The 13,343-nt window shown below is 41.3% G+C and carries 12 protein-coding genes; 6 read left to right on the top strand and 6 right to left on the bottom strand.

Translation table 11 applies throughout. The features are described 5' to 3' along the window. Window positions 1-40: 40 nt before the first annotated feature. Window positions 41-400, bottom strand: coding sequence for a DUF2750 domain-containing protein (locus tag KO534_RS01285; RefSeq protein WP_215926387.1), 360 nt, complete (start codon window positions 398-400; stop codon window positions 41-43). 228 nt (window positions 401-628) lie between these two features. Between KO534_RS01285 and KO534_RS01280 the strand changes: the two genes are divergently transcribed. Together KO534_RS01280 and KO534_RS01275 are read left to right on the top strand one after the other, a co-directional pair. After that, window positions 629-919, top strand: a complete 291-nt coding sequence (locus KO534_RS01280; protein WP_215926385.1) for a hypothetical protein — start codon at window positions 629-631, stop codon at window positions 917-919. A gap of 45 nt (window positions 920-964) precedes the next feature. Beyond that, window positions 965-1,423 (top strand): transporter substrate-binding domain-containing protein, encoded by a 459-nt coding sequence (locus tag KO534_RS01275; RefSeq protein WP_215926383.1) that lies wholly within the window; start codon window positions 965-967, stop codon window positions 1,421-1,423. A 48-nt stretch (window positions 1,424-1,471) separates the two neighbouring features. Here the strand turns inward: KO534_RS01275 and KO534_RS01270 are convergent, their stop codons facing one another. After that, window positions 1,472-2,971 (bottom strand): Hsp70 family protein, encoded by a 1,500-nt coding sequence (locus tag KO534_RS01270; RefSeq protein ID WP_215926381.1) that lies wholly within the window; start codon window positions 2,969-2,971, stop codon window positions 1,472-1,474. A gap of 234 nt (window positions 2,972-3,205) precedes the next feature. Here KO534_RS01270 and KO534_RS01265 point away from each other — a divergent pair, with 234 nt between their 5' ends. Then, the gene (locus KO534_RS01265) at window positions 3,206-3,715 is read left to right on the top strand and encodes a prepilin-type N-terminal cleavage/methylation domain-containing protein (protein WP_215926379.1); all 510 of its coding nucleotides are present in this window, start codon (window positions 3,206-3,208) and stop codon (window positions 3,713-3,715) included. Between the two features lie 75 nt (window positions 3,716-3,790). Here KO534_RS01265 and KO534_RS01260 read toward each other — a convergent pair whose 3' ends face one another. Then, the gene (locus tag KO534_RS01260; protein ID WP_215926377.1) at window positions 3,791-4,186 is read right to left on the bottom strand and encodes a hypothetical protein; all 396 of its coding nucleotides are present in this window, start codon (window positions 4,184-4,186) and stop codon (window positions 3,791-3,793) included. 113 nt (window positions 4,187-4,299) lie between these two features. Then, entirely contained in the window at window positions 4,300-4,611 is a 312-nt protein-coding gene (locus tag KO534_RS01255) for a DUF2956 domain-containing protein (protein ID WP_215926375.1), read from the bottom strand. A gap of 207 nt (window positions 4,612-4,818) precedes the next feature. Between KO534_RS01255 and KO534_RS01250 the strand changes: the two genes are divergently transcribed. Beyond that, window positions 4,819-6,117, top strand: a complete 1,299-nt coding sequence (locus KO534_RS01250) for an MFS transporter (RefSeq protein ID WP_215926373.1) — start codon at window positions 4,819-4,821, stop codon at window positions 6,115-6,117. A gap of 72 nt (window positions 6,118-6,189) precedes the next feature. Here the strand turns inward: KO534_RS01250 and KO534_RS01245 are convergent, their stop codons facing one another. Beyond that, a complete protein-coding gene (locus KO534_RS01245) occupies window positions 6,190-6,621 on the bottom strand; it encodes a DUF3859 domain-containing protein (protein WP_215926371.1) in 432 nt (143 codons plus the stop codon). 10 nt (window positions 6,622-6,631) lie between these two features. After that, the gene (locus KO534_RS01240; protein WP_215926369.1) at window positions 6,632-7,858 is read right to left on the bottom strand and encodes a threonine/serine ThrE exporter family protein; all 1,227 of its coding nucleotides are present in this window, start codon (window positions 7,856-7,858) and stop codon (window positions 6,632-6,634) included. 400 nt (window positions 7,859-8,258) lie between these two features. Here KO534_RS01240 and KO534_RS01235 point away from each other — a divergent pair, with 400 nt between their 5' ends. Both KO534_RS01235 and pulA read left to right on the top strand, forming a co-directional pair. Next, window positions 8,259-8,933, top strand: a complete 675-nt coding sequence (locus tag KO534_RS01235; protein ID WP_215926367.1) for a hypothetical protein — start codon at window positions 8,259-8,261, stop codon at window positions 8,931-8,933. Window position 8,934: 1 nt separating this feature from the next. Further along, window positions 8,935-12,999, top strand: a complete 4,065-nt coding sequence (pulA, locus tag KO534_RS01230) for a pullulanase-type alpha-1,6-glucosidase (protein ID WP_215926365.1) — start codon at window positions 8,935-8,937, stop codon at window positions 12,997-12,999. Window positions 13,000-13,343: the final 344 nt, after the last annotated feature.

The following is a 13,343-nucleotide window of genomic DNA, read 5'->3' as shown; positions in this document are numbered from 1 at the left end:
GTAAAACATGCGGCTACCGATAGCTACTTAGTATTAAAAACTAAAACGCTTCAATTTTAGCCAACTGCTGGCTAAACTCAGCGAGTTCAAGCTCCAAGTGTTCGTATCCGTCACGCCATTCAACACCTACCAACACATTATCTTGCGCCAGGTCTTCAACCCAAAACTCTAGCCAATCAGCAATAGAAATAGCTTCTGGTGTATATTGTTGCCATTCATCTACGCAGTGGCTTTTCGCCAACTCTTTGCTTGACCACAATGGCATTACATCGGCATTTTCAAAATCACTTGAATCTAGCACCACCCAGCCTTCACTAGATTGATCCTGCAATGCCCATAATTTTTGCGTGGATTGTACTTGTGCCATAAATTCGACCGGTAGCGAAAGAGTGTCTGTCATAATTGAATTAACCTAGATTGTCTGTGACCTCAATCATACGGAGTATGCCAATTGGGAACAATGCTAAGTTTCGCTGGCTGACTACAACAATAATAGTTATCTGACGTTTGTTGACATATTATTCAAGTAAGATTTACTTTACAATTAAAGCCTCTAACCATCATTTCATATGCAATTAAGTTGTAGTTATAAATTGTAGTTAAGAGTTGTCGAAAAAAGGACTTGGCAGTGATAAATAGATTGGGAACAAGCGTTTTTAGGTTATTCAGCCTATTGTTAATTTTGGTTTCACATGCCAATGCAACAACGCAAACGATAAGATTTGCCATTAACTCTCCGGGGTCTGCTCCTTACATCTATTACGACCAAGTGTCAGGCAATTACCAAGGCGTAGTTGTCGACTTTTTTGACAGCTTAGAAGAAAACGGCCACTTCAAAATAGAGTATTTAGAATCAGAGCGGGCGAGAAGTGAACAACTTTTATTTCGTGGGTTTGCGGATATATTTTTATCTTCATAGATATGGATAAAACAACCAGAAGATTATCTTTTCAGTCGAGCTTTAATGCCCCACAACAGCTTTATGTATGCTACAAAACCTTATTCTCAACCATTTATCCCTAGTCAGAATAAAAATGCACTCATTTGCACTCGCAACAGTTATATCTATCCGGTTCTTCAGGAATATTTTGATAGCCATTCTTTAGTGCGTATGGATTCATCGACTCAAACCACTATGGCACTTATGTTAGCCAAAGGACGTTGTGACTTTGCAATAATGAGCGACCACAATGCAAAAGCAATCATGACGACGTCTAAATTTTGTAATAGCGAATTTTATCAGTCACCTAATGCAATCAGTTCAGTCGATGTATTATTTGTCATCCGCAAAGAATTACGCAATGCAAAAAAACAAATCGACGAGCAACTTAAAACCTTTATTAATTCGGGCGAACGAGATAAATCAGTTCAACACCATATGGGTGGGAAAATATTTCCCAAACGTCTATGCAGTGATGCATGAACTGATAAACTTCTTAGGCTGAGTAGCAACCCAATGACTTAAGCTAGGTTATTTAAATTTTGCAGCTTGAATTCCCAACCCTTCACAAACAGAGTTAAATGCATCACCTTCCATTACCGGTAAACCTGGTAATAATTCTAATAACTCTTTTTTGACTATTGGTGACAAACTCATACCACCTGTTATGAACAACATCTCTGGTGCTTCAGCACTGTTTTTCAAACATTCAGTGACTAAACTTTTCACTCTAGTTAACCAAGACTGCATGGAACGCTTCAGTTCATCAACATTCAACTTCACGTCATAGTCAGCTTCGATATAATGCAAAGGCAAGATAATTTCGTCTTTTGAAGATAGCAACTCCTTCGCCAAGCGAGATGAATTGACTAATCTCGCAGAAAGTTTTTCTTCTTGAACAACTTGTAATCGTTCCAATAGCTTGGGTTCTTTAACCAAAGATTTAGTATTGGCAATATCCAGCCAGTAATCTTCCGAGAAAAATCTGTTTAGCTTGGGAATATCATCAACTGCACACATGTCAGAATAATAAGCTGGAGGCACGGGCAGACCGTTACGCATTAACATACCATGCCCCATAGTTACCGCAATAGACTTTGTTATGAGGTTTTTGTCACATTCCATTCCGCCTAGGCGAGTACCGGTAACCGACATGACGTCTAGCTGCCGATCAAGATTCGCTAATTTTTCTGGTGATAGCTTAATGCAACAGATGTCAGTCGTTCCGCCACCTATATCCACCACCAACACGTTAGTATGCCTATCCAAGGTGCGCTCAATTTTATAGGCTGCTGCAATTGGCTCTTCAAGAAATTCGACTTTAGTAAATCCTGCAGCTTTTGCGGCTTGAGTCATTATTTCTATGGCTTGGCTATTCCCTTCTTTCCCTCTAGTACCATGAAACCGCACAGGACGACCTATTACTGCGGAGTCTACGGTTTCTCCTATTTGGAGCTCGGCGCTTTCACGAAAAAACGCTAATTGTTTGGCAATCAATCCAACAAAGGCTTCTTGTTGACCTGACACTAAATTGGCACCTAAAAAATTCTTTGGTGAATAAATCAGACGACCTTTTTCTGGCATTTTTAGATAACGTTTGAATCCTTCTTCTCCAAAGGCAAACTCTCCTGTTGCAACCAGTTGATGCAAAGGTAAGTCTTGTACTGTCATGTCTTCCAATAACAGTTCAATTGCGCGTTCTTGCAATGCAGGCAAATTGTGATATTCGGCGCGCAATTCGTCTATTCTAGCGCTGTGAATTCTTTGTTCTTTAGGATCCGATGCTTGATAATAGCCTTCTTTGGCTTTTTCAATTTTGTCAGAAATGGCACGTTTTAGTTGCGCTATTTTTGCTTCAATCATGGGAATTGGAGGTCTAGGAAGTTCGTCTTTATAATAAATAAAAACTGATGAGCGGATTTTATTTGCGGCTTCTAAACTAGGATCGAGTTTAATAAACTGATGTTGCTGCCCATCAAAATATACCACCTCGGAGTTCGAAGTCCCATAATCTATACCTATTGCTGCCATATCCGCCGTTCGTCACCTAAAAATAAGGGCAAGGATTGTAAAGTAAAATCAATCTCGGTTCATTAGTTGTTTTGAATAGATTAGACTCTGTTTATTTCTGAATATAAACCTTTGATTTATTGTGATAAAATTTATAAAATCAAAGAATCCCAACATATTGCTAACATAAGCAATCACTTTATATAGCTTGGCGTTGTTGTATTTGTATAGAGTGCATAATAAAACGGTAGTACTGTGAAAAAATATAATAAAAACAATGGCTTCACTTTAATTGAACTTATCATAGTAATCGTCATTTTGGGTATTTTGGCCGTTGTCGCCGCTCCAAAATTTGTTGATATCTCTTCCGATGCAAAAATAGCCGTTATGACCTCACTAGGCGCACAATTCGAGTCAACGACCAATTTAGTGCAAATGAAAGCCCGATTAAAAGGACTAAGAACGTCGGCCGAAAACCCCGGTGGGATCCAAACCGATTACGTTGTCGATTTTGGCTTTGGAAGTGTTGAGATTGATTGGCGTAACCTATGCCCCGAGAGTGAAGGTGAAGGAGGCGACCAATTAGATATGCTTGATTTTTTGGATATCTCAGATGATTTTGAAACCCGTGTCGACAATCAGTACACCTTAATTGGTTACAAAGTTCCTACTTCAGGTACACCAACCGATCAAGGTTGTTATGTAATTTACGACTCTTTTGGTTCTCCAAATTGTACTATTGAAGTTGTTACGGTTGACTGTTGATAACCAATGTTAATTGACTAGTAGCTGGTGCCGCGTTTATAGACTCAATTATAATTGAAGGATGTGAACGGTTAATCAATATATTGATTCACTGATTTCTTCGAAAGCTACAACATAATGACCTTCCAAAAGCGCGCTTGTGATTTCAGTGTACACTTTGAATCTTTTGATGCCATTGTGCTTGGTGGTAATGTTAGTGGTCATAATAACAAAGCTATCGTTATTGATTGCTGTTGATTCTACACTTATTTCCCAATTCCGTTTTACTACTTCTTGATATTGTGGCTCGGGGTATACCGTTGCCCACCAATGCTCTTTATCTGGAATTTCTTCCAAGCTCCAACCAATGATTTGCGTAAAACAGGAATTTAAATAAACAAAAGGATGATTTAGCGTCCCTTCTTCGACTTTAACTACAACAATGGGTAGAGGCAACATATCAAAAAACTGAGTAGGTATTGACAGTGACAAATTATTGTTACCTCTAGCAAGCGTTTCGATTATTAGCATTTAGCATGATACAAACGTTAGGCTTTTGTACACGAAACGTCAACATTCCTTGATATAGTTAACGCCCCTACTGTTTAAATAAAAATATAAACGGCAAAACCTAACCAGCTTAAACCTAATAAAATCCATGGAAGAGGTTTGAGTGGTTCTTTACTTTGCACTTCTTCATGTTTACTACTTTGCATCGGTTGCTGTTTGGCTTTTTGTTTTCTTTGTTTATCTAACTCACGTAACTTTTTAGCCTGTTGCTTTTTATACTCCGCAACGCCCTTTTCAATTCCTTGAGCGATCAATTTAGTTTGGGCTTTAGTTTGACCCACTTTTTGGGTGCCTTTAGCAATTTTCATGGCACTTGCTGCTACTTCAGGAGATACATTATTTTTCATTGGTTTAAAATTTACCGATTAAAACTTAACTCGAATGATACCAGTTAACCGTTACGATTCGGTTATTTAGTAGTAATGCCTATACAACCAATTGCTTTTAAAAAACTTAAACAATGCTTTAACTTTTGTTGCTAACAGCCATTGTTTTAGATTAATGCCATGGCATACTGCACCCGCCCCCTTTACCCAACCATTTTTGGAAGCGTCATGCGTTCAATCCTTGTTTCTATTATGGCCCTATTTTTGGCTATATTTTTACTGTTATTAGGTAACAGCTTACTGACTACACTGTTGATACTGCGTGGAGTAGCAGAGGAGTTTTCAGGTAAATTTTTAGGCGTACTGACTTCAGTGTATTTTTTGGGTGCCTTTGTTGCCACTTTGTTATCTTCAAAAATGATCAAACGCATGGGCCATATCCGCTGTTTCACTTTTTGTACCGCCCTGCTTGGCTGTTGCACTTTAGTGTACACCTTATTTATATCGCCCTACGCTTGGCTGATTATTCGTTTTTTCACGGGGTTTGGTGTGTTTGCGATGTATACAGTGGTCGAAAGTTGGTTAAATGGGCAAACCCAAGATGCCTATCGCAGTCGGGTGTTTTCTATTTACACCTTGATCAATCTAGTTGCAGTAGCGGCCTCACAGCAACTTTTGTTAATTGATAGTGTGACCAGCTCCACCTTGTTCATAATAGCCAGCTTACTGGTAACGGCTGCTGTTATGCCAATTTCATGGACTAGACTACAACAACCTCATATGGCGGTAGATATGCCTTCAATGAGCGTATTCAAAGTATTTGACGCAGCGCCAGTTGCGGTCACAGGTTGTTTAGTCTCGGGGTTAATTATGGGGCCTTTTTGGGGGCTAACTCCATTATTTGTGAGTGAGTTAGGCTATTCAGATAAGGCACTTGCAGCATTTATCTCACTCTCGATACTTGGCGGAGCGATGATCCAATACCCAGTTGGCCGATGGTCTGATCGTATGGACCGAAGACGGGTAATTTTTGGCACCTTTGTTTTAGGTAGCCTATTGGCATTGTCATTGGCTATTTGTGCCAAGTATTTACCCATGGAGCAGAGTCTAATTACCATCTTATCCGCTTTATTTTGCGGCTTAGTATTAGCCATTTATCCGATTTCAGTCGTGCATCTTGTGGAAAGAATACATAAAGATCATTTAGTAGCAGGATCGAGTAGTCTGTTAATGATCTACGGACTAGGCTCATTTATTGGACCGACTATTGCAGGTTTTTTCCTTGAATACATGGGTGCAGGCGCACTACCCGCTTATTATTTGATAATACTAAGCTTTTTTAGTCTAGTGTTGATAATGCAATTGATCCGCTCACGTATCGTTGAAAAACCTGAAGATCATGAAAGTCTTTATGTTGCCATGGTGCGAACATCACAAAATGTTTTACCTATGCATCCTGAGTCTGAAGAAGTCTTGGATATGCCAGAAGAGCGTCGCAGTGAACCTAGTGGCCGACAGCCAACTTAGCACCCTATTCAATGCCCTAGAAAACTTGCACAAATGATTTCGTTATATTTCAGCGGCTGTTAATACTCGCTCTTAATAGCCTCTTTTTTTCCAAAATTGAATTTCGCCATCACCGTGCTCAGTCAGCACACTAAAGGTTTTCTGTGCGACTATTTTGCCTTCACATTCTATTACCATGCGCCAATCTCCCACTTTGTTGTGTATCGGTGCCCAAATGGAATCGCCTAAATAAAACTCCCAATCGTTATTTCTAACGTACACTATTCCTTCAAATGGAGGCATAATTTCTCCATTTTCATCAGGCACGTCAGGGTGAAAAATAGTCCAGTCTAAGCGTTTTCCTTTTGATTTTTTAGCCTTGAGGATAAATCCAAACTCGACTTCTAGTTCAGCAGGCACTTTAGTCGTAAAGGTTTTTATCTTGGGAAGGCTTTTACTTTTCTCGTCCCAATGCTCATAAATACCGTAACTGCTAATTTCAAAAAATGTACGTAACTTAGACATTATTCTCCCGCTACAATGCTTTTCTGGTTGGCATCACAACATTGGCAAAAATTAATCCTGCCACCAGCGACATCAGAATCAAAAAGGTTTCCTGCCCGATATGGTCAACTTTGATAATATCTTGACCAGAAATAAAAGAATTAAGTCCGATATAGGTTTTTGAACCTGGTACCAATACAATTAAACCATGCATAGCAACGATAGTTGAAGGGGCATTGGCTATCCGTGAAAACAGATTAGCAAACACACCTAGCGCAAATGCTCCAACGAAGGCTCCCAGTCCGTTTTCTAGAAAACCCGAACTCCATGTTGATGCACCATAAGCGATAAAGGTTGAAGCCACTGCCCAAAGTACATGTTTCAAACGAGTTCTAAAAATTGCGACTAGACCAATACTTAGCATAAGTACTCCCAACCAGTTCACCCAAAATGGCAAAGTAGCGGCCAGCGCTAATTCTTGTTGCCCAAACAATTGATAACCTAAACTGACACCTAAAAATGCCCCAAAATACAGTTTAAATAACTGCATGGTGGCATCCATGACTCTCACTGTTCCAGATACCATGTTGCGGGAAGATAACTCCGCGAGTCCCATGGTTAAGGACAAACCCGGCACCAATATTATAAGAGACGACAAAATAACCAGCCAAATGTTAAGGCCTGAGGCAGAATAATGATTAATAGCACAGGCCGCAAATCCCACCGTAAAAGATGCCACAGGCTCCAACATCAAGTTCACTCGTTTAGATCGCAGTGCCCATAGAGTCCAAAAATAAACCATGCCTCCTAAAAGACCGGAGCAAATAATTTCTGACCATCCCGCTCCCATCAACATTGAAAACGCACTAGTGGACATACCAAAAGCGACACCTGTGAGGCCTTTACCATAAGGGCTCGGCATAGCTTCTATCTCGGTCAATTGCTTATTGGCTTCTGAAAGGGATATCTCACCCGACAATAACTGGTGCGCCAATTCATCGGTTCGAGACAAAGAATTCATATCTAGTTCACCAGGCTGCATCCGCGCCGAGTGATTATACTCGTCTTCGTGTTGGTCACTCCACAACACTATAGTTAAAGTGGTAGGGGTAGAGTTAAAAGATGCATGCAGCCCAAAATGAGTCGCAATTTCAGTTAAATAGGCTTCTAACCGAAAAGAAGGAGAGCCATATTTGTGTAACATTTTACCCAGTTTCAGGATAAAACGGCGTATTTGTATAAACTCTAACTTGTCCATTTTTTTGTAACAACTTCAATAATTAACGTAATACAAGGAGCCAAAAACAAAAACTACATGCATATTCGACTGTGATAAATAGGGCGCGGATTCTAGTGTTAGAAATCATATTATTCAACGTACATTTTTTGAACTATTCAAATTAGAAAAACTAATGCTTTATTATACGTACTGAAGTCGTGATATTGGCACTTTTAGGCTACGGCCAGGGTAAAGTTAAACTAACCAATGTCCTTGCCATTGTATCGTTTTCTCAAATATTAACTGCATACGTATTCATGGCGTTTGACCGTAAATTCAATGGTTGAAAAATTTTTTTTACTTTAAAGTTTTATGTAAATAACTTGTCAACAAGCTGTTGAGTAAGTGTGTTTTCTCTCTAACAAAATAAGGCTTAATCGTGAAAACTGTAGCAAAAATACTAACAACAATGTGCTTACTGATCGCCACAAATGCACAGGCCAATCTGATTGCAAATGGTGGATTTCAAAGTTGTAACTTTAGCGGTTGGGATACCTACACTGACGGTACGGTGAATACCGAGCAAAACGGCGATTTTAATATCATCAACAATGCAGGCGAATGTCAGGCTGAAATTAATATCGATTTTAATAACGGCGCAACAGCCTTTGAAGCCAATACCTTGTCAGCGGCACTCGACTTAACTGCCACGGCCAATAGCCAACTCTGGTTGAGTTTTGATTGGGACTTTTCTGGTTTTGACAATGAATCGGTCGACGCCGATTGGTTCTTCGTAAACTTTATCAATGACTTGGGGGAAATGGTCGGTCCTGATGGTGAACTAGGTTTTTTGATTGACCCTACTAGTGCTTATGGTGCGGGGACCTTTTCGATGATGCTGGATAGCAGTATGAATAATCAAACAGGCTGGTTTCTAGATTTTAACCTAGAAGGAGGTTTTACTGCTGATTCGTTTTCCTCAACTTTGTTAATCGACAACATAACACTTACGGCCATTCCCCATGACGTCCCCGCTCCTCCCTTGACAGCCTTGCTACTACTTAGCACTGCTGCCCTATTTACTAGGCGCGCGCAATCCAATAGGACTCATTAATATGAAATTATTTACCCAATTAACTATCTTACTACTGCTGTTACTGGCGCCTTTCGCCCAAGCAACTTGGCAAGATGCTGACAACGCGGAGTTTGCCTACTCTGCTCGACCTGTTTATGACCGAGTTAATCGTCAATATAGCTCGATAGTCACGATCACCAATACCGGAAGTGAGATCAGCGCGCCGTTACGGGTGATATTTGATGCAAGCAGCCATCAAATTATGAACGCCAGTGGAACAGACCATGATTTACCTTTTATTAACTTAGAAATCAACGAGCTAGCAGCGGGAGCTACACACAAGTTTACAGTGAAGCTGGGCTTGATTCGGGCGTCACTATCTTTGGAAATGCGCCTTCAGGCCGATATAGAAGTTGATTCAGCGCCTAACACAGGGCTGCAACTAGCTGACAATCAAATTGCAATATTTTATCAACGAGAAGACGCCAACTACCAAGATTGGGGCTTACATTTATGGAACGGTGAAGGCTGTGGTGACTATAGCGCACCAACTAGTGACAGTAGCCATTTTGCCAACTGGGGAGACCCTTATCCAGCTGATGGTGAACACCCTGTTTACGGCGCTTATTATATTTTGACCATTGACCCAGGGGCTGCGTGTTATAACTTTATTTTACATAAGGGTGATAACAAAGCGTTAGGCAACAATAACAGCAGCTTTGAGCCAGTTAATGGCCAGGAAGCTTTCACTTTTCATGGTTACCCAGAATTATGGTATGAACCCCTTGCCTCTCGCCCATTCACAGTTGACGGTGCAAAGGCACATTGGATTAATACCAATACCTTAGTGTGGCTAACATCAGGTGATGCTGTCGAATACCGTTTATACAGTTCTGCCGATGCCAGTTTATCCAACGTCAATGATGAAACATTAAACGCTTCTAACTTTATCCCCTTAACCATGGCCAATGTAGACTCAGCCGTGTATGCCCAAGATCCACAACTTAACGGCTTTAATGGCTTTACTTTGAATCTCAGTGCAGAGCAAGCTAAACAATGGGCTAAACAGCAATTATTGGCGGTAGCGATTGACGCACAAGGTGAGCTAGTTGAAGCGACTCGCGTACAACTTCCCAGACTATTAGATAGTTTATATACCTCTGCTGCAAACGATGCCGATGAGGCAACATTAGGTGTCACATACAACAATGACAATATAACAGCAGCACTGTGGGCGCCTACTGCCCAAGCTGTCAATATTGAAGTCTATGACAGCAACAAACAAATCCTTGCTAGTTACCCAATGGCTTTGGATAACACTAGCGGAGTATGGTCTTACACTGGCTCAAAATTAGAATTAGATCGCCATTTTTATCGCTACCAAATCACTGCATATCATCCGTTAACCGAACAAATAGAAGAACTCACTACCACCGACCCCTATTCTGTTAGTTTGGCCACCAATGGTCGATATAGTCAATTTGTTCACCTTGAAGATCTAGACTTAAAACCCGCCAACTGGGACGACCACACTGTACCGACTATCACCGACCCTGAAGATGCGGTGATCTACGAAGGGCATATCCGTGACTTTAGTATTCTCGATAGCAGCACCAGTGCTGCGAATCGTGGAAAATACATGGCTTTTACTGAGCTCAATTCTGCCCCCATGCAGCATTTACAAGGTTTACAACAAGCAGGTTTAACGCATTTTCATGTTTTACCGGCCAATGATATTGCTTCAATTCAAGAAGATACCGCTCTTCGAGTGGATGTCACTGATACGGTTGCCAAACTTTGCCAACTAAATAACGCCGCACCAATATGTGAAGTGGAAGATAACCAAGCAACCATATTACAGATTTTGGAAAGTTACGATCCATCCAGTACCGATGCTCAAACACTAGTTGACTCGATGCGAAGTTTGGACGGCTTCAATTGGGGTTACGACCCACAGCACTTTGCCGCGCCTGAAGGTAGCTACGCGACCAACTCTGATGGTGTGAGCCGTATTTTAGAAATGCGGGCCATGAACCAGTCTTTGCATCAAATCGGGTTAAGGGTGGTATTGGATGTGGTCTATAACCACACAGCGTCATCTGGCCTCTATGACAACTCGGTTTTGGATAAAGTGGTGCCTGGTTATTATCAGCGCTTAAACGAAACCAGTGGTCAAATCGAGAATTCTACCTGTTGTGAGAACACCGCAACCGAGCACAAAATGATGGCGAAACTCATGAATGATTCGTTGGTGAGTTTTGCCGAGCATTTTGGTTTTGACGGGTTTCGCTTCGACTTAATGGGGCATATACCAAGACAAGCCATAATAGACGCGCGAGAGGCAGTACGTGCGGTAGATCCCGATACTTACTTTTACGGTGAAGGTTGGAACTTTGGCGAAGTCGCAAATAACCGCCGATTTGAACAAGCCTCACAGTTAAACATGGCTGGCACCGAAATTGGCACTTATTCGGATCGCCAACGTGATGCGGTTCGTGATGCCGCACTATTTACTGGCGGAAGCATAAGCGAACAAGATGTGATCCGTATTGGACTCGTAGGTAATGTGGGTAGCTATCAATTTGTTGCCGCCAGTGATAGCTATCTATCCACTTATGACTACCAGTGGAATGGTCAACCTGCAGGCTACAGTATCGATCCTGCGGACACGGTTAACTACATATCCAAACATGACAACGAAACATTATGGGACAAATTGCAATACGCTTTACCTACAAATTTAGGCGTACAAGCGCGAGTACGTATTCAAAACGTAGCCTTATCAATCCCCCTTTTGAGCCAAGGCATTCCATTTTTACATATGGGTTCAGACTTAATTCGCTCTAAGTCTATGGACAGAAATACCTATGATGCAGGCGACTGGTTTAACCGTGTTGATTTTACCCAAGTAAACAACAACTGGAATATTGGCTTACCTTTGGCGCAAGACAATCAAAATAATTGGAGTAATATCAGCCCGATTAGTGCCAACACTAATACTGAGGTGGCGGCTTCTGATATTCAGCTATCAGCGACTTTGTTTAAAGAGTTTTTACAAATTCGCAGCGCCAGTAAGTTATTTCGCTTAAATAGCGCTCAAGACATTGCTCAAAGGGTTAAATTCCACAATACCGGTAGTCAGCAAATTCAAGGCTTGATAGTTATGAGTATTGACGATGGTTTGGGTTTAACAGATTTAGACAGTAACAATGACGCAATCGTTGTATTGATTAACGGCAATGCCTCTTCCCAATCGATTAACGTGACGAACGCAACGGGTTTTGAGTTACATCAAGAGCAACAGCAATCGGCCGACACTACAGTGCAATCTGCTACATTTAACGCTGGAACCTTCAACGTACCTGGGTTAACTACGGCTGTGTTTGTTAAACCACAAAATGGTGCCCAAGGTTATGGTTTGTCGGCTCTGCCGCCCTATGGTGAACAAAGTATCTATTTGCGTGGTGATTTTAATGGCTGGGATACATCTTTACCTTTTAGTTATCAAGGTAACGACACCTACGAGTTAGACACAACCCTTTTACAAGATGATTATCAATTTAAAATTGCAAACCAGGACTTTTCTGATGTCAACTTAGGTGGAGGATTTACCATGCCAGTAGGCTCTGCAGCCACCTTAACCAATGGTGGCAACAATTTAAGTTTGAGTTTGATTGCACAAGGCAGCTACAAGTTTGTTTTAGACGCGGCCGATAACAACAACCCTATCTTAACTATCACTCCTGATGATCCTAATGCCATTCCCCCACCTTATGGCAACCATGTGCCTTTGTTGCGCGGAGACATGAACAGCTGGGGCATCAACTCCCCGCTAAGCTATGAGGGCAATGGCATATACCGCGGAGTATTTAATATTTCTGCTGGCGGCTATAATTTCAAAATCGCCGATCAAGGTTGGGGGGACAGCGGCGGTCCAAATTTAGGCGCCAATACAACAGTTGAACTAGATACAGCTGTGACCTTGTATCCGGGCTCAAACGATAATCTGTATATCAATCTTCAAAACACTGCTGATTTAGTCTTTGAGTTAGATGCTAATAATCTAGCCAACCCCAGCCTGACAGTGACTGAACAGCCAGAGTAATCACACAAATGACCTAAGTCACTCAGTCATCACATCAAAAGGGGCACTTGGCCTAATGCCGATCAGTTAAGAAAACTTTTAATAATCGATTGATAAATTATTGATGTAAAAACAATAAAAGTGGATTCCGGCCAAAAGACCGCCGGAATGACGAGGGTGAGCGATAGCAGTAAAGACTGCGGGAATGACGGTAATCCCCCTCCCACTTGTCATTCCCGAATGCTTTTATCGGGAATCCAATGTTAAATAGACTGGCTGGTGTTCCATCAAAAAAATCTGCTGTTCACCTTAAGTGAACAGCATTAGCTCATAGAGCCGTTTTTTATCGATATTGTTTTAACAAA

The sequence above is a fragment of the Paraglaciecola arctica genome (assembly GCF_018861065.1).
In the GTDB taxonomy this organism is placed as follows: domain Bacteria; phylum Pseudomonadota; class Gammaproteobacteria; order Enterobacterales; family Alteromonadaceae; genus Paraglaciecola; species Paraglaciecola arctica_B.
The sequence above is the reverse complement of the archived record's forward strand: the minus strand, read 5'-3'. Positions and strand labels throughout refer to the sequence as shown.